Genomic DNA, 25,830 nt, shown 5'->3' on the forward strand with positions numbered 1-25,830 from the left:
GCTCTTTTTTATTGTGTGAGTAAAAACTTTAGTCCTTATTTTCTAAGCACTAAAGTGCTGACTACAAACTCTGAAAACTTGCAATAATTGCTACTAATCAACTGCAACTGTATAATTGCGTTCTTCCCATTTACTGCTTTCAATCCAGAAAAAGGTAAAGCTGATTGGCTGTTGCTGGTTATCAGAAACAGAAATATCTACAAAATTCACTCCTAACTTTGTGGAAGTAGAAAGCGTATCTTGTGTGGTTTGCCAATTATCATCTGACCAGTGCAATTGAAAAGATGCTAAAGCGTCAATTCGTAATATCTGACCTTTTTTGACTTGGCTAATTTGTCGGTTAAACTTCCAAATTTCCAATGATTTACATTGCTTTCTTTCGCCTAGATAGCGATTTGCCACCTCTGGAATAAAATCAAACACCTGTCCGTCATGAGTTGACCGTAGCAGTTTGATATACTCTGCGTGTGCCCACATTAAAGGCATTGCTGAACCTGTTGGTTTTCCTAAATACATATAGATATCAGGTATATCTGCCTCATCCCAAACTTGTTCTGGTAGCAAACAAGTGTCTGAAGCAAATCCTTCCATCGCCTTGATATATGTTTTGACATCCCCGCCAGCAGCTAGTTCATAATGTCCTCGTTCTCCTGCCAACAGAGGCCAAGCGCGTCCTTTACCCGAACCGACATAAGGATTTCCGTCTTTTTGCTGACCGTAGCCGTCGTGGTTGTAGCGATGCCAACAAGGCCCAACGGGTGTATCTACTTTCAATACTGCATCAATTACTTTGACAGAATCAACAATAATCGGGTCATCTGGTTTACGAATTCCATAGCGTACTAATTGCAGAAATCCGCCATCGACAATTTCCTTGGCCGGAAATTCTGCTGGTTCACCAGCTGGTTGACTGCTGATGAAAAGAGTTCCTTGGTTAGGATTGTCGTCGGCTTGAGGATTATTAATATCTGAGGGAGTAATTCGGATATAATGCCGTTTGATCCCAGGAACTAAAGTTCCTTCAGTAGTTACTGTCCAAGCTTCGATGTGAGATTCTAAAAAATCTGCGTATTCTTCTATAAACTTTGCTGTTGCTTCATCTCCACGTTCGCGAACAAATTGAGCAGCACAGATTAAGGCGGCAATATTGGATGCTAGTGTTGATGGTGAATAACCACTGTTTTCTTCCCAGCGTTCTTGTTGGGTAGCCGGGCCGTTACGAATTAAATAACCCGCCGCCCGTAGAACCATCGGATAGATATCGAAGTTTAAGCAAGTATTTTGCTGGCGCAATAGCCATGCTAGAAGAATCGGAAATGCCACCTCATCTAATTGGATACCTTTCCAGTAAGGTTTACCATCAACCCAGAAATTTTGGGCAAAACCGCCATCTTCCTGCTGGCTGGTGGCGAGATAAATTAGCGATCGCACTGCTGTTTCTGTTTCACCAGCAGCCACTAAACCTGATACACTGCTAACCATATCCCGCGTCCAGACAAGATGATATCCTCCTTGGTCTTGGTCGTCTTTGGCTTCACCCCAAGGGATAGCAAGGGATGCAATCAACGCACCGGGATAAGTTTTGTCTTCATGTGCTAACAACAAACTAATGCTGTTGTGATACAATTTTCCATCATTGTATGAAACATTTTCTAATGGTCGGATATTGCGGCGCGATCGCTTCCACTGTTCGTTGTATTGCTGCTTCTGCTGTTCAAAAGGAATATTCAGCGACTGAAATAGCGTGGAAATTGCATTATGCAAGTTTGTACCAAACGCCAGTCCTAAAGTAAACTCTTTAGTGCTATCTAGATTTAGTTTTCCAGTCAAAGCAAGATTGCCATTTATAGCATTATCAAACTCCCAATCCATCTGGAAATTATCAGCTAAATCTGTCCAACCATCACTTTCACCGACGTAACCACAAGAAAGGCGGGTAAAGGGAACTGTTGCACCCAGCGCTAGCCATGTTCCTTTTTTCTCGGCTATCAAAATACGATGTCCAGCAACCTCTACAGCGTAACCATTATTACCCATACCTCCGACTTCTAGATGCGGCGCACACAAAGCATATAAATGGAGTTGGGAAATAAAATCGCTTTTTCCTGTTAATGTGGTGTGCTGTAAGATACAGGGGAAATGCGGGTCGGCAATCACTTCTTTGATTACGGCATAACGTTCTTGGGGATCGGAATTAGTGATGCGGTATCCTAAACCATGAGTCCACATCGGTTCCACTTTGGATTCGAGATGGCGTTTCTCTTCGTGGAAAAAGCTTTTCCCATCAGAAATTAAATACTGCAAATCCCGAATTTGGGGTTTGTCTACTGTGGGATGGTAGATTTCAGTGACAATACCGTTCCAAAGAGTAAACCAAATGTTACTAGAGGTAGAGTAAGCTGTTCCTACTCCATCTTTATTAGCATGAGTCCATCGAGGCTCAATACCCGGTGAGCCAAAAGCTTCTGCTCGATCAATAATCTTTACCATACTGCATTGTTGTGCCGATAAGCTTTGAGTGCATTTGGAAAATGCTGTATTTGATATTTATGTGATTAAAAATTTATTGAGAAGTTGGCAAAAATTTACGAGCGGCAGTTAAGGATTTTGCTTCAATAAAAATTTGTTTGATTTCAGGATGCTTTTGGCGAATTTTTCCTTCTAAACTTTCTACGGTTAAGGCTATTTCCTCACCTGTAAGATTTTTAGAAAATTGGATTTCTAAGTTGAGTAATACTTCCTTGGGAGCAAGCTGCATTGTTAGTACACGGATAACTTCTTTCACTCCTGGTTCTGTTTTGCACAAAGACCGGATATTGGCTATAGTTTGAGGGTCAGCACTTTCACCAACTAATAATCCTTTACTTTCTCTTGCTAATACTACTGCTACTATAGCCAAGATAATGCCAATAATAATCGAAGCAATGCCATCAAGATAAACATTATTAAATAAATGTCCTAAGAAGATTCCGATTAAGGCAACGAATAAACCTAAAATTGCAGCAGTATCCTCAAATAATATTGTAAAGACTGTGGGATCTTTACTGTTTTTGATTGCTTGCCAGAAATTTTGTTTACCCTTGGTCGGCAAAAACTCTTTTAAAGCTACAGTCCAAGAAAAACCCTCCAATAATATTGCCATACCTAATACAATATAATTCCACATTGGGTTTTCTAAAGGGCTGGGATGAATTAAATGAGTGATTCCTTCATAAATTGACATCCCGCCGCCAAGGGCAAAGATGAGGATAGCAACGATAAAAGTCCAGAAATAAAGTTCTAGACCGTAACCAAAGGGATGCCTATCGTCTGCTGGCTTTTGGCTTCTCCGAATTCCCAGCAAAAGTACTAGTTGATCGCCAGTATCTACCACCGAATGAATCCCTTCAGATATCATGGCGGAACTGCCAGTAATGGAGGCGGCGATAAATTTAGTAATAGCGATCGCTAAGTTAGCGCCCATTGCTGCAAATATAGTTTTATGAGATGAATCAGACGCCATGAGAGTAAATAATAATTAATTATGCAGAAACTTCTAATTAACCATCCAGATGGGTAACTTTCCATTGGGTTGGTTCGACATTGTACCAAAACGCTATTTTAAAAATTTATAGTATTTTTCTAATCTATCCAGAGAAAGATAAACAGCATATTTTTGACTTAAAAATATTTAAATCATTTGTCAACTATGTGACAATAGTATGTTTTTGTTTTTAAGATTTGTAAAAATGTAATTTTAAAGCTTATATCAATCTCAAGAAAGATTTATGGTATATTCAAAGCAAGTTGGGTTATTGGTTAAAGTAAGTTTTTTAGTTAATCAATCTTAAATATAAGATGACCTAAAGAAGAGAACCATATTAATGTTAAAGGGTTTTTAGCCGACTATGAACCGTCTTATTAGCTTGGCTATTATCAATCTTATCTAATAAAAAATAAGCATTTTTTATTTCTTGTAAATGCCAATTGAGATTTGATATTAAGCAAAAGTTTAGTTATTTTAGTGAGTTTTTAAATTTAGAAAAAATAATTGCTGAAAAATAGTAAGTATATATTTTTTTGTTTTAAAATCTACTTGAAAAATTTCAGTACATCATATTTTTAATTGGTAGTTCTGTGGCATTAAAACAGTATTATTGAAAATATGAATGGTACGTTAAACGGATGGTAATTCCATACAATGCATCTACATATTTAGATCCATAAAGGAGAAAGCGATGCCTGCTCTGTCTCTAAATAACCAAAATTTACCATACCCTGACCCTCTACACCCAATTATTGTCCACTTCGTAATCGCGATGGTACTTTTTTCGTTCGTGTGCGATGTGCTGGGCTATTTCACCCGCAATGTGCGGTTATTTGAGGTGAGTTTCTGGAATATGTTTGTGGCCTCAGCAGCTATCTTTTTAGCGGTGATTCTTGGTCAGTTTGAAGCAGGTTTGGCAAACATCTACCCAGCAGTCCAACCAACACTGAATTTTCATACAGTGATGGGTTGGTCGCTGGCGGCTATTGTTGTTGGCATTACAGCTTGGCGTTTCGTGATTCGCAAACGCACTCCACGGAAAGTACCGCCTGCTTATTTGGGTGCTGCAACGTTTTTAGTCTGCTTAGTGTGTTTGCAAGTCTATCTAGGAAGCAAGCTCGTTTGGGTGTACGGCTTACACATCGAGCCAGTTGTGCAAGCCATGAAGCAGGGAGTTTCGCCATGAACTGGCAACTTATTGAGCAGTTGAGATTAAGACTAAATGCTAACGGATTACCTTATGAAATTCCGATACATCCGCAACTGGTGCATCTAACATTGGGCTTGTTCATTATTGCCATTATTTTTGATATTGCAGGAGTGCTTTTTGCTTTAGAAAAACCAATCTTCAAATTTTTAGGTCTGCCTACCCTGCGTTCTGGTTTTTTTGATGTCGGCTGGTATAACCTCATAGGAGCAGCTTTTATTACCTTTTTCACAGTTGCAGCAGGTTTTTTTGAGCTACTGCTAGCAAATCCACCAGTCGATCAAAAGAGCGTTTGGGGGTTAACTGCTGGTTGGACAATGCTTTTGCATGGTTTAGGTGGCATTTTGCTGTTAGGGGCGATCGCAGCCATGACAATATGGAGAGGTTTGCAACGCTATCGCTGGCGCAAGGATGCTTCTAGGCAGGTGCAGTGGAGTTACTTGTTAGCAGGTTTGGGGATACTGGCAATATTATTCGTTCATGGAACTTTGGGGGCGCAATTGGGAGAAGAGTTCGGCATTCACGTTACTGCTGCGAAGTTACTCCAAGAAGGTAAAAACCCAAATTTACTACTCAAATAATCAAGCGGGAAGTACTCTTAGATGAAATTATTATGTTTAGTTTTTGGGAATATATACTAATAGCCTTTTATGTAGCAGTGCTGCTGATTGTCAGTCGATGGATTGGACAACAGGCATTTTCTTGGATGCCTCCCCAGGCGACAGCAGAAGCACAACGGGTAGATGATTTATTTAGCTTTTTAGTCTCAATTGGAGCATTTATCTTGCTGGGGCTGGTTGGTGTTATTGTGTATGCGATCGCTTTCCATCGCGCCCCCCCGGAAGACTATAGCGAAGGACACCCTTCTAGAGGTAATGGGAGGCTAGAAATATTATGGACAGCTACCCCAACTCTGTTAGTAATATGGATTGCCTTTCAAAGCTTCAATATTTATCAGCAATTAAACATTCTGGGTTTAAACCAAATAGTGCATTTGCACGCGCCCCTAGAATCTGCGCCCGCCTACGCCGCAACCGTTAGCGATGTCCCCAAACCTGCATCTGAAACAATTGATGTTTTCGTTAGGCAGTGGGATTGGTCTTTCCACTATCCAAATAATCTTACTAGTAAGGAATTGCACTTGCCGATCAATCGCAGCACTCGCTTAAAGATGCAAGCAGAGAAAGTAATCCACGGCTTCTATGTTCCTGAGTTTCGCTTAAAGCAGGATATTGTTCCAGGGCGGAACATTGACATTGTGCTAACACCCATTCGCCCAGGTAAATATCGACTGAAAGATTCTCAATTCAGTGGTGCTTATTTTGCCTTGATGGAGGCAGATGTATACGTTGAATCTCTTGATAAGTATAATCAGTGGCTCGCGCAAACAGTCTCTAGCGAAACTACAAACACTAAAAATCAGGCAGTTGCCGAAAATATCCAACCACCAAAGACATTATTTAAAAGCGGCTGGTACACAGTCGCACCTGCTCAACCTGCTGTAGCGAATCAAAGGAAGATAGATAATGACGCATGATTTGAGTGAAGCTATAGCCAACAATAGAGAACCTGAGAATAACTGGCGGGAATATTTCAGCTTCAGTACTGACCATAAGGTGATCGGTGTTCAGTACATGGTGATGACCTTCATTTTCTTTCTTCTTGGCGGGCTGTTGGCGATGATTATCCGGGCTGAATTGCTCACCCCGGAAGCAAATCTAGTTGACCGCCCCCTCTACAATGGTTTGTTCACCATGCACGGGACAATCATGATTTTCCTGTGGATTATTCCCTTCAATGCAGGTCTTTCTAACTTCTTAGTACCGCTGATGATTGGAGCGCGGGATATGGCTTTTCCCGTACTCAATGCCATTTCTTTTTGGATTTTGCCACCAGCCGGTCTTCTACTACTGTCTAGCTTCTTATTACCGACCGGGACTGCACAAGCTGGCTGGTGGTCTTATCCACCAGTTAGTCTGCAAGTTCCAGCCGGTCAGTTGATTAACGGTCAATTTATTTGGATAGTTAGCCTAGTATTAATCGGCATCTCCTCAATTATGGGGGCTGTCAACTTTGTTACTACTATCTTTTGGATGCGATCGCCAGGGATGACATTTTTTAGAATGCCCGTCTTTGTGTGGTCAGTTTTTAGCGCCCAGTTGTTGCAGCTGATTAATTTGCCTTCCTTGACGGGTGCATTGATACTGCTGTTGCTTGACCTCTCCTTCGGTACACAATTTTTTAAACCTGAAGGAAGTGGCGATCCCATTATTTACCAACACTTATTCTGGTTCTATTCTCATCCCGCAGTGTATATCATGGCGCTACCAGCCTTCGGTATTATTGCGGAAGTTCTACCAGCCTTTTCTCGCAATCCCCTATTTGGCTATCGGTCAGTTGCTCTTGCTTCTTTAGGTATTGCTGTAGTCAGCATTTTCGTTTGGGTACATCATATGTTCACCAGTGCTACTCCTGGCTGGATGCGGATGACCTTCATGGCCACCTCAATGTTAGTTGCCATACCTACCGGTGTTAAGGCATTCGCTTGGACTGCCACAATCTGGAGGAGCAAATTGCACCTAGAGACACCAATGTTATTTGCAATGGGAGGTGCAGCGATGTTTATTTTTGGCGGTGTCACTGGTGTGATGCTTGCTGCCACGCCATTTGATATCCATGTCAATAATACTTACTTTGTCGTGGGTCACTTCCACTACATCGTTTTTAATACCATTACAATGGCAATCTTTGCCGGAATTTACTACTGGTTTCCCAAAATAACTGGCAGGATGTACGCCGAGGGTTGGGGTAAGCTGCATTTCTGGTTGACCTTTATTCCTGCCAATATCACCTTTTTCTCTATGCATCCGTTAGGTTTGCAGGGGATGCTACGCCGAATTTCTTCCTACGATCCTCAGTATCAGGGATGGAATATTATCGCTAGCCTGGGATCGTTCTTACTGGGAGCATCTACGCTGCCCTTTATTGCTAACATTGTCGGTTCCTGGCTATATGGAGCGAAGGCAGTTGATAATCCTTGGCACGCTACAGGATTGGAATGGACAACTTCTTCACCACCTCCGCGAGATAACTTTGCAGAGATTCCTGTTGTCACCAGACCTCCTTACGACTATGGCGATCCAAAATACTCATTCGTGGAAAATTCTAATGATGCTGAGTAATTCCGTTTCTTGATAAAGCTGCGCTAAATTTTAGCTTTTTTTAACGCAAAGTACGCGGAGGTTTTCTAAGGATAATCTGCTCTGTCCGAAAACCTAGATGAAACTTGAATTTATTAATTACGAATTGGTATTATGCAACGTCGCAACATTCATATAGATGAAAGTCCGATCCGTTTTGAGCGGTGGCGGCGACGCTTACCGAATTGGTTGCAGCGCTTTCTACCAAGTGGTGGCGGAAGTCATGAAGATCATCATGGCAAAGGAATGTTTGGGTTTACTGTATTCCTGTTGTCCGAAAGTATCATTTTTTTGAGTTTTATCTTTACTTATGTTGCTCTGCGACTGAATACCAATAACTGGCTACCACCCGGTATTTCTGGGCCAGAATTGTCTAAACTCGTGATTATTAATACGATAGTTTTACTTTCTAGTAGCTTTGTGATTCAACCAGCAGAAAATGCCCTCAAGCGTAATCAACTGGGTAAATTTCGCGGGCTATGGTTGATAACGATCGCAATGGGAACCTACTTTTTAATTGGTCTATTAATTGAGTGGAAAAATCTCGATTTTAAGCTCACCACGGGATTAGTTGGTTCCACATTCTATTTGCTGACAGGTTTCCACGGCTTACACGTTCTGGCTGGTGTAGTGCTTCAGATAATTATGCTGATTCGCTCATTCATTCCAGGCAATTATAATAAAACTCACTTCGGTACAAGTGCAACAACTCTATTTTGGCACTTTGTTGATGTAGTTTGGGTCTTCCTTTTCTCGCTTATCTACCTTTGGCGGGCATAAATATTTTCAGTTCACTAAGTATTTTCAGGAGTAACTTTATGAATTTATTCATCCAAGAATTACCAGCATCAGAACTCGCGCCAAAAGCAGTTCAAGAAACTCCCGCACCAGGTAAAGATCCACTCATTGCACAAGGTTTACAAAAAGAGCAATACATTGGCATTATTGGACTAGCGATCGCTCTAATCGCTGCTGTCGGATTTTTTAGTCGCAGAGTCGAATACGCTATTGGTTTCGCTTTATTCCTCAGCGTCTTTTTAATTGCGTTATTTTTATTCATATAGCGAATTTTTCATTGTTCATTTGTATTTTCGCAAAAATCTTAATTTTGACTCTTTATTTGCACCTCGGCGTGAGACAAAAATCTGATTTAAATGCGTAAAATTATGGCAAATTCATTGATTTAACAATACTTTGGAGAGATTGTATGAACAGCCCAGTTTACCAAACTGTGATTCTTGGTGGTGGCTTCACCGGCTTATTTACAGCCTTACACCTAGCTCACGAACATTATCCTCGCTCTGTAATTTTGATCGATCAAAATGAAAGCTTTTGCTTTAAGCCATTACTCTACGAATATTTCAGTGGCGAGATGGATGCTCTTCAAGTAGTACCGCGTTTTGCAGAATTACTTAAAGGCAGTGGTGTCATCTTTGTTCAAGATGCAGTGGAATCAATAGACTTGCATCAACAACAAGTCAAATTGGCTTCAGGAAACTCCTACAACTACAGTAACTTAGTATTAGCTTTGGGTAGTGTTACTGCTTATCATCATCTTGAAGGTGCTAAAGAATACGCTTTCCCTTTTTGGACAGAAGCAGATGCGATCGCTCTCGATCGGCATTTAAGCGATTGTTTGCAAAAAGCAATCAAAACTGAAGATTCAGACCAACGTCGCCAACTGCTAACAGTAGTTGTAGTTGGTGGTGGTGCAAGTGGTGTTGAAATGGCAGCTACCTTAGCTGATTTCCTCCCACATTGGTATACCGCTATGGGAGGAAATTCTAGTGAAATCCGTGTGGTATTGCTCAATCACGGTCAAGAAATTCTCAATGGTGATATTAACAATCCTCTGCGCCCAATCGCTGAGAAAGAATTACAAAAACGCACGATATCAGTTGAAATACTTACGGGAGCAGAAGCTACTACTATTCATGCCAATGCCATTGAATATAAGCGCAATGAGCAAATTGAGACATTGCCAACATATACCGCAATCTGGACAGCTGGCACTTCTATTCACCCACTAATTAAAGATTTACCAATTTCTCAAGAACATCGCGATCGCCATAACCGCCTCTTAGTTACTCCCACAATGCAACTACTCGACTTTCCAGAAGTATTTGCAGGCGGGGATTGTGTAGCAGTTCAAGATAATTCACTACCGCCAACAGCCCAAGTTGCTTATCAGCAAGGAGCCAATATTGCCCAAAATTTGAAAGCACTCGCTTTAGGCGAAGACCTCAAACCAGCAAAGGTAAATCTACGCGGAACTCTCTTAAAATTAGGGTTAAATGATGCTGCTGCTAACTTATTCAATGTTTTTGAAGTTGCAGGAGAATCCGGGCATTTAATTCGTCAAGGTACTTATTTAACGTTATTGCCAACACCAATTCATGACTTTAAAGCAGCTAGTGAATGGGTGGATGAAGAGATTTTTCATCACCATCTTGACCCTCATGATGTGGGCAAAAAAGTTGTTCAAGCAGTGGAAGTGGTTGGTGCAGGAGTTATGGGTGTTTTAGCTGCCAGAAAATTATTGAAAATGTTGGGTTCGGAGGATAAAAGAGACTAGTACAGAACGGCGTAAATAAACCACCTATTCAAAATCAATGAAACGCTTACGCTGTATTAATTTTGAATTTTGTTAGCGCCGGCGGCAAGCGAGTTTGCGTACCCCTACGGGGAAGCAAGCTACGCTTTTAGCGTCTGTCTTTGCTACGCAACGCTACCGCGAACGACACGCTGCGCGAACGTAGTGGCCTGGCAAGCTTAAAATGGTACATTAGCTTTACTCTTGTGGGATGGGTGTCTCGCCCGTCCGGTGCGGGCTAGAGAGCTTACACTACAAGAAAATTTATTGCAACATTTTAGCCTTGACACGCCAGTAGAGAGCGTTATTTTGAATTTTGAATTCCGCCTTGCGGTACTAGCACAATTTCGTGCGACATAAATTTTAATACATTTAGTCATGGTTTTGTCACAATTTCGCAATAGCTTTGTCAATACGACGTGTGATGCTATAGCTCTGGCTTCGGAAATAGTCTCAGACTAAACCCACACACCAGAATCTACAGAAGAGAATCGCTTAAGGCACAGTACCTTATGAAGATGACTCTTCAAATAGAAATTGCAAAATCTCATACAGTTGAAAGGAACAAGAAGATGAATTGGAAAGTACTTGCTTTGCTCCCTGCTTTGACTCTAGCTACTGCTATACCTGCTTACTCTTTAACTAATAATAAAAGCCAAAATTCGGCTACTGCTACCCACGTTGCCCAAAGTACTCAGCAAGGCAACACTATGAAAAAACCTAGTGCTGTAACAAAGGTTAGTGCCAAGCGCAAGTCGAATCATGTGGCAAAGCGTAGTACTGGGACTGTACTGACAGTAGGCAGCAAAGGAGAGACAGTGAAAACTGTTCAAAATTCTTTAAAGAAACAAGGATTCTATACAGGAAGTGTGAATGGCGTGTTTGATAACAAGACTCGTGCCGCTGCGATCAAATTTCAGAAGTCTAAGGGATTAAGAGCAGATGGAATAATTGGACATCGGACTTTAGCCGCTCTTAAATAAAATTGTTTACTAATATCCTCATTGCTAAAATGCCTTAAAGACAAAAGGCTAGAAAAGAAATTCTAGCCTTAAAATACTAACACAACTTTTTCTATTTTTCTATCTGTGTAGGTCGGGGAGCTAGCGCGGTCTTCTCTACTTGTTCGCTTTTAGCGATCTTGTTCAAGATACTTCAAAAATCCCTTTAGTAATTGATAGTAATTGTTCGTAATCCCTTGGTGTATCAATATCAATATCCCCTAGTGGGAACGGAATAGAAAACACTTCATTAAGATTATGATTAATAACTTTTTTTGCCCCTGAAGTTTCTTTTAAAGTGGCAAGTTCTGAAAAAAATGCCTGACTAAATAAAGCAGGTACACCTAATGTGTCTCCATATTCACAAGCAATAATTGGTTTTTTTGTCGAATAATATGTATCAACAATTTGATTGATAATTTGGGGAGAAACAAATGGCTGGTCACAAAGTGTAATAACTACTGCTTCTATTTTTTGCGGAAGATTATTCAACAATTCAATACCACTCTTGATTGAAGTACTCATTCCACAAGCCCAATCCGAATTCTTAACTACTCTAACGGGAAGTTGTTTAATTTGGGGATGAATCTGTTCTGCGTTGGCTCCAAGTACTACTACCACAGGTTGACAAACTGAAGCGATCGCAATTTCTGTAATATATTGTAAAAAACTACGCCCTTGGTAAAGCAATAGTTGTTTCGGTGTACCCATCCGTGTAGATGCACCAGCAGCAAGAATCATAATGGCTATGGTTGATTTCTCGTTGTCTATAGCAGTCATAAAAACTATGTGGTAAGTAGCAAGTTTGAGTTGCTTTCATAACATTGGTGAATTGGTTGATTGCGATTTCTTAAAAAATTACCATTACGGTTTGTTAGCACTGCTTGAATTTCTGCAATAATAGCGATCGCTATTTCTTCAGGTGTATCTGCTCCGATATCAATCCCAATCGGGCCATGCAATCTGCTTAATTGTTCAGTAGTATAAACTATTCCTTGCGAACCTAAATCTTCAAGCAATCTTTCAGTACGCGCCTTTGGGCCTAAAACCCCTATGTAGCGTGCAGCAGATGGCAGCAACGTTTTTAAAATTTCCAGGTCATCAAGATAATTATGCGTCATCACTACAGCAACTGTGTTGACATCTATAAATACCTGTTTTTGTACAATTTCTCGCCGAGTCAGAATCACGTCACAAGCTATCGGAAATCGCCCTCTAGTTGCTTCATTAGCTCGACAATCGACTACAGTAACGTCCCAACCTAATGCTTGAGCAAACTGTGCTACGGGTATAGCGTCATAACCTGCACCAAATATTACTAAAGGCGTGGGTGGTTGGATGACTTCAATAAAAACTTCTGCACTGCCTAAAGGTAACTGATAGTTTTTTACACTAGACTTTTGATTAATAAAAGCTGCTTGAGTATCTACTTGCAGAGATTGAATTAAATTTGGATCTTTGATGTCAGCGATCGTTTTACCATCAGGATACAGCAGTAAGCGCGACCCAAGTTTTACATCTACCCCGCCTTCAAAAGCAAAGACTGTAGCAATAATACCCAAATGTTTTTTATTAAAGCACTCTTGCGTAAAAGCGATCCCATTTGGTGAACTTTCTTTTTCAAGACGTTCGATGAGAACTTGCACTGTCCCATTGCACCCCAGACCAAAGCCCCAAAGAATATCTTCCGAGGCGGTGTTATCGTAAGTAACAACAATTGGTTCGCCGTCCGACATTCGTTGTTGAGTATGCTCAAATACGTCATTTTCCAAGCAACCAGCGCTGATTGTTCCAATCATCCGACCTGTATCTGTCATCAGCATTTTGGCACCCGGTCGGCGATAGGTTGAACCTTGAGTTTTGACTACAGTAGCAAGAAAAGTAATTTCACCATTTTTTTGACTTGACTGGAAGCCTTCTAAAATTGCTTTTAATTCGTTCATTTGATTGCTGATTTTTCTGTTTCTAGCAGTTTATAAACTTGAGTAGGCAGTCTCTATGGAAACAATGTGATGACTGTGCCATTGTGCATCGCTGCTAGTTTCAAACACTCCTGAAATTTGCTGCCCTTTAACGATTACAGTATATACGTTAGATTGAGGTGCGTTGTTTACCGCCGCAGGCATCGCGGTGTTCTGCTATCCAAGATAAGCGAAAACACCACTGAAATCATGCCCCACAGGATAGTTGTCAACTTTAGTCATTTATCTATCACAAGAGTTAGCACAAAATACTGATTTTCCCTAAATTACAGTTTTGGCAGAGTACTTTAAACTTATTGCAAAAGTCTTAATTTGAGACTCTTTATTTTTATAAGAAGTCTATTGTGTTAATTTAAAATATCTATCTACAGGCTGAATTTAGTTTGAACATTTAGCTGGCATTCAATCCGAAAGATGCACATTTTGTTTGGAAAAAATGGCGTTGCCGACACCCCCGCAGATAACTTTTCAACGATCAAGTGCATAGGCGTTGTTGTGCTGCATGACTACGGAAACAACCCCAATCGAATCCATAATTGCCGTGCTGCTACCTGAGCAGGACTGTTCATCGCCAAATACTCTACTGTAACTTCTCCAACTGGAGTCATTCCCCTAATTTTGCCAGATTCAACATCAACCTGAAAATGTTCACTCCACTGATTTTCTCTTGGATGAAATAACCGAACTTCAGTATTGGAATCAGGCAAAGTGCCACTGATGCGAGTTCCTTTACGGAGATTACAGGAGCGACACGCAAGGGCTAGATTTGCTTTATTATTTGCACCTTGCCGAGAAATTGGAATAATATGCTCCACCTCAAACGGAAAATTGAAAACGACTTCAGGAGCTTGGCAGTACTCACAACGATGGTTGGCTCGTTCCGCGATCTCAGTATAGTACGGATTCATGAATTCTCTGGCTGCATCAACGCAGCAGTACGGGCTATCGCCGCTCTCAATTCAGCCTCAACCAAGTCATCCAGCTGTGCCTGTTGTTCTGGTAGCAATTCTTGTCCCCCATCCCGTGCCGATCGCCATAATCTCATCAACTCTGATAACCGTTCTTGTTGCTGGGCGCTAAAGAATGCGTCAGGACGAAAGCTTTGAATGACCAGTAGCGCACTAAACTCAGTCTCACCCAACTGGGCAGTTAACGCATCTAAAGCTTGCCCCGCAGTTTTGCCAACCGAATGTTTATCTCCTGCGATCGCACGATAGGATTTCTCACCGCTAGCGTCTCTTGTTGGTAAAATTGCTACAGTAGTCATACTTCTAGCCTCAAGTGCTGCCTCAAATTATAGCTTTCCGCCACACTTTAGCTGATATCAAATAAATTGCGATCGCGCATAGACGCTGATTTTTATCACACTATGTAGCGGGTATGATCTTCTTTTTTGTTCTCCATATTTAAAAATAGAGGCTTTATACCTTTTGGGGAAAAGTTTTTTCTTTTTCCCTTATCCGCAAATCCATTCCCCTCTTCTTCTTGGTAAATAGGATAAACATTAAGCTTTGGTTAAAAAATATAATTTTAATTATAGAGCGTGACACTTTCTACTTTAAAATATGAATCGAATTTCATATGAATTGCTATTTATTTGCGAGAGCAGCAGTTGTTAATCTTCGCTGAACACGAGAGCGTTCGCTGCAAAGTAACTTCGGAAACAAGAAAAACCTATTCCTTTAGAGGCAATGAAAAATAGCAGCAAGAAGCAGGTTGACTGCGTAGAAAAGCTGAAGGTGCTGGCAGATGAAACTCGTCTAGCAGTATTAGAACTTCTGATCGACAGTCCCAAACACGTGGGAGAGATGAACGCAATTTTGGGCTTGGAACAAAGCCTGCTCTCCCATCATTTACAAGTTCTGCGTCGCTCCCAGTTGGTTGTGCAATCGCGTGATGGCAAAGCAGTTCTCTACCGCCTAGCTCCAGAGGTGCAAGTAACTACTGGCAAAGCTTTGAACCTTGGCTGTTGTGTCCTCTGTTTTAACTAAAAACCCAATTTCGGGTTGAAAAGCAATAATGAAAAATTCTCAAATTCTACCTCTGGCAATTGGGTTAACTACCTGCATTTGGTTACAAAGCTGTTCTTCAGCAAATCGAGGTGCAAATGATCCAAATCAGCTTCAGGGAAAACTAGTACTTACTGGCTCCAGTACGATTGCACCGTTAGCGGCTGAAATTGGCAAGCGTTTTGAATCTCAGCATCCAGGTGCGCGAGTTGATGTGCAATCAGGGGGGTCTTCGCGTGGGATTTCTGATGCTCGTCAAGGTGTTGCTAATGTTGGCATGGTTTCCCGTGCCTTGTTGAAGCCAGAAGAAAACGATTTAAAAGCATTTTCTATTGCCCGTGATGGAGTGACGGTAATTCTCCACAAAGATAATCCAGTAAAATCGCTCAACAACAAGCAAGTTGTAGATATTTACACAGGCAAAGTGACGAACTGGAAACAAGTTGGAGGTACAGATGGAACGATTACAGTCGTTAACAAAGCCGAAGGACGTTCCACTTTAGAATTATTTACCCATTATTTCAAACTGAAAAATACAGACATCAAAGCCCAAGTAGTAATTGGTGACAATCAGCAGGGAATTAAGACAGTAGCAGGAAACCCGAATGCAATTGGTTATGTATCGATTGGGTCAGCAGAAAATAGTGCAGCCAATGGAGTAGCTATTAAGCTGCTACCTGTAAATGGTGTAGCTGCAACAACAGCCAACGTCCAGAATGGGACTTTTCCGATTTCTCGTCCACTTAACTTAGTAACTAAAACCCAACCTCAAGGATTGACAAAAGCATTTCTTGATTTCGCGCAATCACAACAGGTAAATGACATTGTTCAAAAGCAAAACTTTGTCGTCGTCTCCAAATGACTTTTGGTTAATCTGGATACTGCGTTTTTTAGCGGCGATCGCCGGAGCGATCGCACTTTTAATTATCGTCTTTCTGATTCTGGAGTCTCTACCAGTCCTCAATCATGTCGGAATAACACGTTTTTTTACAGACTCTTCCTGGAACCCAACCGCCGGATTATATAATCTCTTCCCGATGTTATTAGGTACATTTTTGGCAATGGTAGGCTCAGTAGCGATCGCGACACCTGTAGGAATTCTATCTGCGGTTTTTTGTCAATACTACGCCCCACCAATAATGGCTCGGTTATACCGTCGCTTAATTGAACTATTAGCAGGAATTCCTTCTGTAGTTTACGGTTTTTGGGGATTAGTGGTGCTGGTTCCCATGATTGGTAGGATACATCCACCGGGGCCAAGTGTATTAGCAGGTATTGCCATTCTCACGGTGATGATTTTGCCAACAATAGCGCTTGTAGCCGATGCTAGTTTAGCGAAAGTCCCAACTTCCTATCTTCAGGGAGCAGCAGCTTTAGGATTATCCCGTTGGGCAACTATCTCTAGAGTTGTGCTTCCTGCTGCCAAATCTGGATTATTCACAGGCTTAATTTTAGAAACAGGTCGAGCAATTGGTGAAACAATGGCTATTTTGATGGTCTGTGGCAATGTGGTACAAATGCCAAAAAGTATATTTGACCCCATCCGCACGTTGACGGCTAATATTGCTCTGGAAATGGCTTATGCCACAGGAGACCACCGTTCGGCGTTGTTTGTTAGCGGTTTAGTCTTGATGGGAATGATTGTGCTGTTAGTTGCGGTTGCGGAAGTCATCAGTCAAGGAAAAATATATGGGTGAACCTGTTGTAAGTCCTAAAGATTGGTTGCCAACAATCATTGTTTGGACAACTGCTGTCCTAGTTACTGGTATCTTCCTTTGGATACTCAGTGATATCCTTTGGCATGGTATAGGACACTTGACGTGGGAATTTCTGACAACTGAGCCAGAAAATGCTGGCAGAGAAGGGGGAATTGCCAGCATTCTTGTTTCCACTTTTCTGATTATGGCAGTGTGTATGGCGGTTTCTATCCCCATTGGTGTTGGTACAGCCGTTTTACTGGCAGAATTCACCCCCGTAGATAGTTGGTTTGGTGGGTTGGTGCGGCGCAGTTTAGATGTACTGGCAGGAGTTCCTTCTATAGTCTTTGGATTGTTTGGCAACATCTTCTTTTGTCAAGTTTTGGGGCTGGGATTTTCTATTTTGTCGGGAGGATTGACTTTGGGGTGTATGGTGCTACCAATTTTAATTCGCTCTACAGAAGAAGGATTTCGCGCTGTTCCAAATGAGTATAGATTAGGAGCCGCAGCCCTTGGTTTTTCCCGTACGACAACGCTATTTCAACTGTTGTTACCTGCTGCTGTCCCTGGTTTGGTTGTGGGATTGGTGCTGGGCATTGGTCGAGCGATCGCCGAGACTGCGGCTTTAATTTTTACTAGTGGTTACGTAGATAGAATGCCAGAATCACTGCTGGATTCCGGGCGTGCGCTCTCAATTCATATTTTTGATTTATCAATGAACGTCTCTGGGGGAGATGCCAATGCTTACGCTTCAGCATTAGTCTTGCTGGTATCACTGCTGGTAATTAATGGTACGGCAGCATGGATTGCAGATAATTGGTTGCACAGGAGAATTTTTTCTGCATGAAATCGCCAAATATCGTCACTGAAATTGTTGAACCGTTGATTGAAACGGAGAACTTAACTTTGCAATACGGGCAAAAAACCGCGTTTGCTAATGTAAATTTGAGTGTGAATCTGGGGGAAATTTTGGCATTGGTGGGGCCTTCTGGTTGTGGAAAAACTAGCTTTTTGAGTTGCCTAAATCGGTTGACAGATATGATTCCCCAGTGTCGAGTCAAAGGGCGGATTCGCATCGGTACTTTAGACGTGCTAAATGCCAAAACAAATGCGAACGCGCTGCGGCGGCAAGTTGGGATGATTTTCCAAAAGCCTAATCCTTTTCCTTTATCAATTTGGAAGAATCTGGAATTACCCCTGCGAGAACATGGTATCCATAAAGGACAAATTGATGCGATCGTCGAGACAAGCCTGAAAGATGTTGGACTTTGGGATGAAGTAAAAGACCGGCTGCAAACCTCTGCTTTAGCACTTTCTGGCGGACAGCAGCAAAGGTTGTGCATAGCTAGAGCCTTAGCTTTGCAACCAGAAATTCTGTTATTCGATGAACCTTGTAGCGCCCTCGATCCAATTGCCAGTGGAATAGTTGAAGACTTAATTACTAGTTTGCGTCAGCGTTATACCTTGCTAATTGTGACGCATAACCTAGCGCAAGCCAAGCGCATCGCTGATCGAGTTGCTCTGTTCTGGGTGCAGTCAGATGTTGGACAATTGATTGAGTCAGGTTCAGTGCAGCAAATTTTTGAGTACCCTCAACATCCCTTAACAGCAGCTTATGTCACGGGTGCAAGGGGTTGATTTGAAAAATATAGAAATAGAGAATTTTATGTTATCATTCGTGCCGCAGGAAATGAAAGACCCTGCTCCTTATCATCTTTTGACAAGCATCGTTGCTCCTCGTCCAATTGCCTGGGTGTCTACAATTAGTGCCTCTGGAATTGCCAATCTCGCTCCGTATTCCTTTTTCAATGCAGTAGCAGGTTTTCCACCAACTATTATGTTCTCAGTCGCATATCGTAGACATGAGCCGAAAGAAAAGGACACGTTACGCAATATTCATGAAGTTGATGAATTTGTCTGTCATGTGGTAGATGAAACACTGTCTCAGGCAATGGTTCAAACCGCAACGGAATTTCCCTATGGAGTTAACGAGTTTGAAAAAGCAAACTTAAAAGCTATTCCTGCTACAGATGTCCGACCATTGCGGATTGAAAGCTCACCTGTGGCAATGGAGTGTAAAGTTACCCAAATAGTGACAGTGGAAGGAACCAATAATGTGATGGTATTGGGGCGAGTGTTACGATTTCATGTGCGTGAAGACTTATACCGCCAAGATTTGGGGTTAGTTGATACTGTAAGGATGCGGCCGATTACGCGCTTAGGTGGGCCAGTTGAGTATACAAAGATTGGGCAACTATTTGAGATGACGACTCCAAAGGTATAATCGGATGTTAATTGACAGGGGTTGCACGTAGGTTTTTTGTAGCTTGTAAAATTCACCCTTGACTTATTTTCAGTCTTTTCTAAGCTCGTGCTTCTTGGGATTGGTGAGCATAAATCATGTGAGAAATAACTGGGGGTTCATCGCCTTGATGAAAGGCAAAAACCCTTTCACGAATCTCTCGATCTGCCACCGTAAACCGCTCATATTGACGTAAATGATCTACCCAAGACTCGACGATAAACGTCTCTAAGTAGCGATGCGGCATAGATGTATCGTGAAAGATGCCCCAGCGAATCGCACCATCTCGTAGCCGCACCACGCGCAGGGCATGAATTGCTGTAATGAATTCCTTTGCTTGAACTGGGTCAATACAATATTCAAGTGTGACTAAAACTGGCCCTTGTTCTGGTTGCAATTCAATTACTACCAGCGGTTCTGCTCGCCGTAATGCTGGGCCTAAATCCAGTTTTCCTGATAGCAAGCGATAACGCCGCGCTGTAAAGGTTCCCCCTACTAAGCCGATCGCAGCAATGAATAAGGCAGTCCGCATACCCCAATGCTCTGCCGCTGCACCCCAAACAATACTACCAATTGCTGAACCTCCTTGAAATACCATCTGATAAGTTCCTAGTGCCCGCGCCTGTACCCAAGCGGGAACCGCAAGCTGCACTGTAATATTCAAGCTGGATGTCATACTTGTCCAGGCAATTCCCGCCGCTAGCAAAGCCAGCAACACCAAAGGTACATTGTGAATGAATGCCAGAATTAATGTCGCAACTGCAAACACCAGAGTTCCGGCAATCACAACTCCATCGCCTGTGAGATGTTGACGCACTTGTGGCATCAAAATTGCACCGAGAATCGCCCCCAATCCAAAGCAACCGAGTAGTAAACCATACCCACCTGCTCCTTGTCGCAAATCTTGTTGTGCTACTAAAGGCAGCAAGGCTAACAAAGCACTCGTGCAACTAGTTAAAACACCGGCTCGAATTAACACGGCTTGCAGGGCGGGAGAAAAACGGACATAGCGAATACCAGCCCGCATAGAACCCAATACTCGCTCTGCGGGCAGGGCGCTTTCATAAAGCGGTTGGCGCTGCCAACGATAGAGGATGAAAATCACCCCGATAAAGGAAAGGGCATCAATCAAAAAGACGACTCCCGCATTTGCCGCCACCAAAATCAAGCCTGCGATCGCAGGCCCAACTGCTCGGGCAATGTTAAACCCAGCACTATTTAAAGCGATCGCAGCCATGAGTTCCGATCGCGGTACTAATTCTGGTACAATCGCTTGCCAAGCTGGGCCATTCATTGCCGCTCCCAAGTTGAGCAAAAACGTCAGCGCCAGCAGTGACCACGGTGTAATTTTACCTGCAAAAATCAATCCACTCAAGATCAGTGCCGCAACCAGCATCCAGAATTGCCAAAACAGTAATAATCGACGGCGATCGAAAATATCTGCCGTTGCTCCGGCTGGTAATCCTAACAACAGCACTGGCAAAGTTGCGGCTGTTTGCATCAGTGCCACCAACAGGGGAGAGGTAGTGAGAGAAGTCATTAACCAAGCTCCCGCTGTGTCCTCCATCCAACCGCCAATGTTGGAGACAATCGAGGCAATCCAGCGATCGCGAAACAAAGATTTACGGAGCGGACTCCAAGCAGAGGTTGTCATGACTGCGGTATGCAGGTATTTACTTCAGCATTCTAGGAGCGGGGCCACGCGTGGTATCTAATCCTGACACACGAGGTAGGGTAATCGTCTTGCCTGTTTGTGCGGCTTCGTAAATCAACGCTATCAGTTTTTGATCTTGCAAACCTTCTTCACCAGGCGTATGAGGTTGTTTATTTTGAATCACACAATCCGCCATGTGATCGATTTCTAAGGCAAACTGATTCTTCTCACCTATCCGCACTTCGCTGACGTTTTCTGCCATGCTATTGGTTGGTGATTTGCGCGAAATCATCATCCGCAAACCGTTGTAGGAGAACGCCGGATCGAGTTGTCCCCAAGCATCAGAACCGAAGACACGAAATCGACGTGCTTCGTGAAAGCCGTAGCTACTGGAGCAAATCCCTAGTATCCCACTGGGAAACCGCAGCTGGAAGGTAACACTTTCTTCTACTTCTTTGAAGCGCGGATCGCCAGGAGTGCTGAAGATTTGGGCACTAATTGCGATCGGTTCTTCTCCTGTTAAATAGCGAGTTGCATTCAAGCAATAAACTCCCACATCCGGCAAACAGCCACCTCCAGCTAAGGCGCGTTTCAATCGCCATTGATTTAAGTCACCTCCCTGGTTTTGTCCGTTATCTGCCTGAATCACCTTCACAGTTCCCAATTCTTTGCTACGGATCATCTGAATCATGGCGCGATGGTGTGGCTCATATTGGCAGCGATAAGCAATCATCAGCTTGCGATTCGCTTGTTTGCACGCGTCGATCATCTGTTGAGCATCTTCAACTGTGGTTGCCATTGGCTTTTCACACAGAATATGCTTTCCAGCTTTCGCACCACGCACCGTATATTCCCGGTGCATACTGTTGGGCAATACAATATAAATCACATCAACGTCTGGATTGTTGCGGAGATTGTCGTAATTCTGATAGTTGTAAACGTTCTGCGGTTTGATGCCATACTGCTGTGCAACAAGATTTGCTTTGGCAGCATCACCACTAACTAAAGCAGTTGGCTTTGCTAGTTTACATTCTGCAAACGCAGGCATAATTTCTTCTAATGCTAGTCTCCCAAGTCCAACGATCGCAAATCCCAAACGTCGCTCTGGAGGTAAGGCAGTTGGTGGCCCACCCGTATCAACCTCAGTTTTTTCTGAGATGGGCGGAAACTCAATCTGAGGCGGCAACGGGCCTCCTCGGGGAGTGGCTTGCCCAGTTGGCTGTTGGGCAGCAACCTCTTCGCCCATACTCCCAATTGCGGCGGCTGAAACGGCTCCTAACCCAGCTGTAGTCAGAACCTGACGACGAGAAATTTTTCCTTTAAACAATTTAGACATCGCGGTTCCTTAAAATTCTCCTTAATGATGAAATTTTGGACTTAATACAGCGAAACGCTATGCGTAGCTTTCTTCTTTGTAGAAGTACGCGTAGCGGATAGAAAGGGAAAAAAAATACTTAACTCAACTGTATTAGACCTCTTGGAAAAATATATTTTTGCAAGAGAGGGAAAAGGGTAAAGGATTTTGAGTTTCTTTACCCTTTTCCCCTTCCCCTTTACCCCGACTTTTGCAAGAAGTCTATTGACTTACGGAGTAGTAGTTGGGGTACTCGTTGGAGTTGGGGTGCTAGTTGAACTTCCAGGATTAACAAGGGAACGAACCTGTTGCAGGTGTTCTTGGAGGATTGGTAGAGTTTGAGCCGCAAATGCTTTCACTTCTGGATCTTGTCCCTGTTCAGCTTCAGTCTGAAATGCAGAGACATCTTTTTCATGATCTTGAAGCATGTGATTCAAATATTGGCGATCGAACTTAGCACCAGAAAGTTTGGATAAGCTTTGCTGGACTTGCTTATTTTTGCTGTCGAGACTAGTTGGCAGCGTTACACCTTTTTGAGTCGCCAACTGTTTGAGTTGATTGTTTACCAGGGTATGATCTTGAACCATACGCTGTCCATACTGTTTTACTGCATCGCTAGTTCCACGTTGTGATGCTAGTTGTCCTAGTTGGACTTCTGCTAAACCACCTTGAGCAGCTTCAGTCATAAACTCTTTGTCTGAAGAACTGGGGGTATTTTGCCCTGGTGTAGTTGGTGACGCAGTTGGGGATGGAGATGGACTTTCTGTCGTTTGCACAGATTGAGCAGGTGGAACTTCAGATATATTGTCGTCATGGGGCGTAGTTGGTGTGCAACCAGTTGCCAGAGATAAAGCGATCGCTACTAAACCAGTAGAGAGTATTTTGATGGACATAATTAGTGTTCTCCTTGGATAAAGCTATATTTTGAAACGTTGAATGAAAAATAAGCGCGATCGCACAGTTGAGTAAACTACAAACTAAACCGATTAATGTGAAGCAGATGCCGCCGGTGCAAATTGTACAAATAGATTCAAGATTTCTCGATTGAATGCAGGGATATCATCTGCTTGAGTTCAGTTTGAGCGAGGAGCGGTTGCAAAAATCTTTCTAAAACTGCAAGTCCTGCTGCCACTAATTCCGAAGCAGAAGCAGTTTTTAACAAGCTGCGTCTACTAATTTCCATAATTGTCTCCTACAAGCAAGAACAGGAATGAGCCGTATAGTATCACGACTATTTGCCACAAAGACTCTAGCTAAGGTGTGTTTTGAAACATACTCCGAAAGATGCATTCAAAATGCAAGTTGATTGATATTTTGCACCTCACTGTACAAACCTCTAAAAGACAAATAAAAAGTACAAAAATGTAATGGAGATGAAGGGGAAATTTAAGTCCATTGAGGTAATACAATGAGTTAAACAGACCGTAATGTTACATAGGTAAATTTCCACAAAGTACAAAATACAAAGATGATGCTTTACGTCATTCTGTAGTGCGATCGCTAATTCCCAAGTGTGAATTTGCTTAAATAGCAGAAAATATCAAAAAAGGGCGTGAAATATCAAAATCTTTTAGAGCAAGAACAATCTTGCAGAACTCTACGATTCTACAGGACGCTACAGCCAAGCCGAACCCCTGTATCAGCAAGCTTTGGAACGAACGCACTCTTTCTCACAAAATCACACCAAATTGATGCCACTCAATAGTGTAGTTCAAACTTTAGGAGCCATCGCCATCAGTTGTAACTTCAAAAGGCGATCGCTATCGCTCCTTTTTATCTCTTCCTTCTCTGCGAGACGCTGCGCAAACGTGCCCTACCCTGCGGGAAGCCACTTCGCGCTCTTTGCGTCCTTCGCGGTTCAATTCTTATGCTAATTTGCAAAGTGCGATCGCTCCCTCATATCCAAAGTACAGTGAAGAATGGAGCGATACTGCTCAAGCGTTAGCCGAGGAACTGCCAAATGCCGAAAGCAGAGGAATAGCGATCGCCCATTAGTTGTAACTTCAAATGGCGATCGCCTTTGCTTATCTGTTGAATTGCAAGATGTACAGATATTCCATACCTGCTCATGTACTCGACACTACTTTGCGTGGCGCTAAAAAGCCAAGGACAATTGCTACCAAGAACAATGCTGGAACATCACCAAACAGGTGTCCTTGTTCAACAGGGTCAATTATTGCATGTACCGCCATGATCAGCCCGTGGATTGCACTTGATATGACGGTGAACCAGATTAAACTGAGGTGAGCTTCTGGTTGCCTTGAAGCCAACAGCAAAAATACACCAAGTGTCGCATAAACACCAACGATCATCTGTTCGTATTCGTGCTGACCTGGTTGCCATAACCAGCCTGATGCCCAGACCTGAGTTAGCGGATAGATAAGTAGAAAAGCTATTCCAACAAGAACCAGAGCGATTTGTAAGTACCGATCGCGCCCATCCATTGCTTTAACCTCCACTATTTTCTAGTGCAGTCTTTACTAACACAACTGCATCATTTTCTGATTGTATTCCCACTAGTGACACTTCAGCTTTAGAGTGTTAGAAATTTTAATGCTCCTCATGGTTTAAAGAGCGCAATTGCGATCGCGCTACTTGCTAATTAGTGTTGTCTTACAGTTTTGTAATTGCATCGGTCTGTTATGCCAATACATTGACCTGTTATGTTAATACATCGGTCTGTTATGCCAATACATTGACCTGTTATGTTAATACATCGGTCTGTTATGCCAATACATCGACTTGTTATGTTAATACATCGGTCTGTTATGCCAATACATTGACCTGTTATGTTAATACATCGACTTGTTATCTTAAACTATCCTTTCTAACCTTGCCCTATCGGAAAATTTAATCTTACTGTTAAGTTTTTGTGTTGCAATGGGTACATTAAATGTACAAGTTACTAAGTATGTATATATGCCTCCCCAAAATACAACAAACCGTTTGCGCCCTCAACTGATTAGTCAAGATATTGACTCATTCCACGGTTTACAAACCGTCAGCACTTACAACACAACTCGTGCTGATGCCTCAGCTGCAAACTTACAGGAAGCTTATCAGGCAATGTTGATTTCTCAGCAAACCGAAACTGAGAAACTAGCTTTATACCGTGCGGCTGCTGATGCTGCTCGATTAGCAGAATGGGAATTTCATAATGCTGTATTAGCGATGAAAGAAGTTGTACGCGGGCAATATGGCTCAGATAGCGATCAAGCCCAAGCTGTGGGACTGAAGAAAAAATCAGACCGCAAACGTCCTTCGCGGAAAAAGATAGTTGCGATGGCGTAACCGCCCGCCCGAAG

The 25,830-nt window shown here is 42.5% G+C and carries 27 protein-coding genes and 1 pseudogene; 17 read left to right on the plus strand and 11 right to left on the minus strand.

Features of this window, described 5'->3' with window-relative positions; genetic code table 11:
• Positions 1-93: 93 nt before the first annotated feature.
• Both V7K44_RS16730 and V7K44_RS16735 read right to left on the minus strand, forming a co-directional pair.
• Positions 94-2,490: a glycoside hydrolase family 15 protein gene (locus tag V7K44_RS16730; RefSeq protein WP_334933064.1), complete on the minus strand. Its 2,397-nt coding sequence runs from the start codon at positions 2,488-2,490 to the stop codon at positions 94-96.
• A gap of 73 nt (positions 2,491-2,563) precedes the next feature.
• Complete coding sequence (locus tag V7K44_RS16735) at positions 2,564-3,502, minus strand: cation diffusion facilitator family transporter (RefSeq protein ID WP_334933065.1); 939 nt, start codon at positions 3,500-3,502, stop codon at positions 2,564-2,566.
• Between the two features lie 715 nt (positions 3,503-4,217).
• Between V7K44_RS16735 and V7K44_RS16740 the strand changes: the two genes are divergently transcribed.
• The 8 genes from V7K44_RS16740 (at position 4,218) to V7K44_RS16775 (ending at position 11,509) form a co-directional block, all read left to right on the plus strand.
• Positions 4,218-4,712: a DUF2231 domain-containing protein gene (locus tag V7K44_RS16740; RefSeq protein ID WP_094350762.1), complete on the plus strand. Its 495-nt coding sequence runs from the start codon at positions 4,218-4,220 to the stop codon at positions 4,710-4,712.
• Positions 4,709-5,314: a DUF2231 domain-containing protein gene (locus V7K44_RS16745; RefSeq protein WP_334933066.1), complete on the plus strand. Its 606-nt coding sequence runs from the start codon at positions 4,709-4,711 to the stop codon at positions 5,312-5,314. Before V7K44_RS16740 ends, V7K44_RS16745 begins: the two co-directional genes overlap by 4 nt.
• A 32-nt stretch (positions 5,315-5,346) precedes the next feature.
• Positions 5,347-6,270 carry a cytochrome c oxidase subunit II gene (locus tag V7K44_RS16750; RefSeq protein ID WP_334933067.1) on the plus strand — a complete coding sequence of 308 codons (924 nt, stop codon included), beginning with the start codon at positions 5,347-5,349 and terminating at the stop codon, positions 6,268-6,270.
• Positions 6,260-7,915, plus strand: a complete 1,656-nt coding sequence (locus V7K44_RS16755; RefSeq protein ID WP_334933068.1) for a cytochrome c oxidase subunit I — start codon at positions 6,260-6,262, stop codon at positions 7,913-7,915. Before V7K44_RS16750 ends, V7K44_RS16755 begins: the two co-directional genes overlap by 11 nt.
• Positions 7,916-8,047: 132 nt before the next feature.
• A complete protein-coding gene (locus V7K44_RS16760) occupies positions 8,048-8,713 on the plus strand; it encodes a cytochrome c oxidase subunit 3 (protein ID WP_334933069.1) in 666 nt (221 codons plus the stop codon).
• 38 nt (positions 8,714-8,751) lie between these two features.
• The gene (locus V7K44_RS16765) at positions 8,752-8,997 is read left to right on the plus strand and encodes a hypothetical protein (RefSeq protein ID WP_334841529.1); all 246 of its coding nucleotides are present in this window, start codon (positions 8,752-8,754) and stop codon (positions 8,995-8,997) included.
• A 143-nt stretch (positions 8,998-9,140) separates the two neighbouring features.
• Positions 9,141-10,508 (plus strand): NAD(P)/FAD-dependent oxidoreductase, encoded by a 1,368-nt coding sequence (locus V7K44_RS16770; RefSeq protein WP_334933070.1) that lies wholly within the window; start codon positions 9,141-9,143, stop codon positions 10,506-10,508.
• A 590-nt stretch (positions 10,509-11,098) separates the two neighbouring features.
• Positions 11,099-11,509, plus strand: coding sequence for a peptidoglycan-binding domain-containing protein (locus V7K44_RS16775; RefSeq protein WP_334933071.1), 411 nt, complete (start codon positions 11,099-11,101; stop codon positions 11,507-11,509).
• Between the two features lie 162 nt (positions 11,510-11,671).
• Here the strand turns inward: V7K44_RS16775 and V7K44_RS16780 are convergent, their stop codons facing one another.
• The 4 genes from V7K44_RS16780 to V7K44_RS16795 all read right to left on the minus strand — a co-directional run bounded on the left by V7K44_RS16780 (position 11,672) and on the right by V7K44_RS16795 (position 14,776).
• Positions 11,672-12,307 carry a nucleotidyltransferase family protein gene (locus V7K44_RS16780; protein ID WP_334933072.1) on the minus strand — a complete coding sequence of 212 codons (636 nt, stop codon included), beginning with the start codon at positions 12,305-12,307 and terminating at the stop codon, positions 11,672-11,674.
• Positions 12,308-12,312: 5 nt separating this feature from the next.
• Positions 12,313-13,470 carry an XdhC family protein gene (locus V7K44_RS16785; protein WP_334933073.1) on the minus strand — a complete coding sequence of 386 codons (1,158 nt, stop codon included), beginning with the start codon at positions 13,468-13,470 and terminating at the stop codon, positions 12,313-12,315.
• 545 nt (positions 13,471-14,015) lie between these two features.
• Positions 14,016-14,417 (minus strand): HNH endonuclease, encoded by a 402-nt coding sequence (locus V7K44_RS16790; RefSeq protein ID WP_334933074.1) that lies wholly within the window; start codon positions 14,415-14,417, stop codon positions 14,016-14,018.
• Positions 14,414-14,776, minus strand: coding sequence for a hypothetical protein (locus V7K44_RS16795; protein WP_334933075.1), 363 nt, complete (start codon positions 14,774-14,776; stop codon positions 14,414-14,416). The genes V7K44_RS16790 and V7K44_RS16795 overlap by 4 nt, the downstream gene beginning before the upstream one ends.
• A 424-nt stretch (positions 14,777-15,200) precedes the next feature.
• Between V7K44_RS16795 and V7K44_RS16800 the strand changes: the two genes are divergently transcribed.
• The 6 genes from V7K44_RS16800 to V7K44_RS16825 are packed head-to-tail and all read left to right on the plus strand — an operon-like array spanning position 15,201 to position 19,499.
• Positions 15,201-15,500 carry an ArsR/SmtB family transcription factor gene (locus V7K44_RS16800; RefSeq protein ID WP_334933076.1) on the plus strand — a complete coding sequence of 100 codons (300 nt, stop codon included), beginning with the start codon at positions 15,201-15,203 and terminating at the stop codon, positions 15,498-15,500.
• A gap of 28 nt (positions 15,501-15,528) precedes the next feature.
• Positions 15,529-16,380, plus strand: a complete 852-nt coding sequence (locus V7K44_RS16805) for a phosphate ABC transporter substrate-binding protein (protein ID WP_334933077.1) — start codon at positions 15,529-15,531, stop codon at positions 16,378-16,380.
• Positions 16,337-17,215, plus strand: coding sequence for a phosphate ABC transporter permease subunit PstC (gene pstC, locus V7K44_RS16810; RefSeq protein WP_334933078.1), 879 nt, complete (start codon positions 16,337-16,339; stop codon positions 17,213-17,215). Before V7K44_RS16805 ends, pstC begins: the two co-directional genes overlap by 44 nt.
• Positions 17,208-18,062 carry a phosphate ABC transporter permease PstA gene (gene pstA / locus V7K44_RS16815; protein ID WP_334933079.1) on the plus strand — a complete coding sequence of 285 codons (855 nt, stop codon included), beginning with the start codon at positions 17,208-17,210 and terminating at the stop codon, positions 18,060-18,062. Before pstC ends, pstA begins: the two co-directional genes overlap by 8 nt.
• On the plus strand, positions 18,059-18,853 hold the full coding sequence (locus V7K44_RS16820; RefSeq protein WP_334933080.1) for a phosphate ABC transporter ATP-binding protein: 795 nt from the start codon (positions 18,059-18,061) through the stop codon (positions 18,851-18,853). Before pstA ends, V7K44_RS16820 begins: the two co-directional genes overlap by 4 nt.
• Positions 18,854-18,881: 28 nt before the next feature.
• Positions 18,882-19,499, plus strand: a complete 618-nt coding sequence (locus tag V7K44_RS16825; protein ID WP_334933081.1) for a flavin reductase family protein — start codon at positions 18,882-18,884, stop codon at positions 19,497-19,499.
• A gap of 79 nt (positions 19,500-19,578) precedes the next feature.
• Here the strand turns inward: V7K44_RS16825 and V7K44_RS16830 are convergent, their stop codons facing one another.
• The 4 genes from V7K44_RS16830 to V7K44_RS16845 all read right to left on the minus strand — a co-directional run bounded on the left by V7K44_RS16830 (position 19,579) and on the right by V7K44_RS16845 (position 23,708).
• A complete protein-coding gene (locus V7K44_RS16830) occupies positions 19,579-21,171 on the minus strand; it encodes an MFS transporter (RefSeq protein WP_334933082.1) in 1,593 nt (530 codons plus the stop codon).
• Positions 21,172-21,190: 19 nt separating this feature from the next.
• A complete protein-coding gene (locus V7K44_RS16835) occupies positions 21,191-22,507 on the minus strand; it encodes a Gfo/Idh/MocA family protein (RefSeq protein ID WP_334933083.1) in 1,317 nt (438 codons plus the stop codon).
• 248 nt (positions 22,508-22,755) lie between these two features.
• On the minus strand, positions 22,756-23,418 hold the full coding sequence (locus tag V7K44_RS16840) for a DUF4142 domain-containing protein (RefSeq protein WP_334933084.1): 663 nt from the start codon (positions 23,416-23,418) through the stop codon (positions 22,756-22,758).
• 137 nt (positions 23,419-23,555) lie between these two features.
• The gene (locus V7K44_RS16845; RefSeq protein WP_334933085.1) at positions 23,556-23,708 is read right to left on the minus strand and encodes a hypothetical protein; all 153 of its coding nucleotides are present in this window, start codon (positions 23,706-23,708) and stop codon (positions 23,556-23,558) included.
• Positions 23,709-24,099: 391 nt separating this feature from the next.
• Between V7K44_RS16845 and V7K44_RS33220 the strand changes: the two are divergent.
• Together V7K44_RS33220 and V7K44_RS16855 are read left to right on the plus strand one after the other, a co-directional pair.
• Positions 24,100-24,180 (plus strand): annotated as a pseudogene (locus tag V7K44_RS33220) (tetratricopeptide repeat protein); the annotation flags it as partial.
• Between the two features lie 187 nt (positions 24,181-24,367).
• A complete protein-coding gene (locus tag V7K44_RS16855) occupies positions 24,368-24,520 on the plus strand; it encodes a hypothetical protein (RefSeq protein WP_334933086.1) in 153 nt (50 codons plus the stop codon).
• A 71-nt stretch (positions 24,521-24,591) separates the two neighbouring features.
• Here the strand turns inward: V7K44_RS16855 and V7K44_RS16860 are convergent, their stop codons facing one another.
• Entirely contained in the window at positions 24,592-24,969 is a 378-nt protein-coding gene (locus tag V7K44_RS16860) for a DUF6632 domain-containing protein (protein WP_334933087.1), read from the minus strand.
• A 475-nt stretch (positions 24,970-25,444) separates the two neighbouring features.
• Here V7K44_RS16860 and V7K44_RS16865 point away from each other — a divergent pair, with 475 nt between their 5' ends.
• Positions 25,445-25,816: a hypothetical protein gene (locus tag V7K44_RS16865; protein ID WP_334933115.1), complete on the plus strand. Its 372-nt coding sequence runs from the start codon at positions 25,445-25,447 to the stop codon at positions 25,814-25,816.
• The last annotated feature ends 14 nt before the right edge of the window (positions 25,817-25,830 follow it).

Source organism: Nostoc sp., assembly GCF_036917235.1.
Taxonomy (GTDB): Bacteria; Cyanobacteriota; Cyanobacteriia; order Cyanobacteriales; family Nostocaceae; genus Nostoc.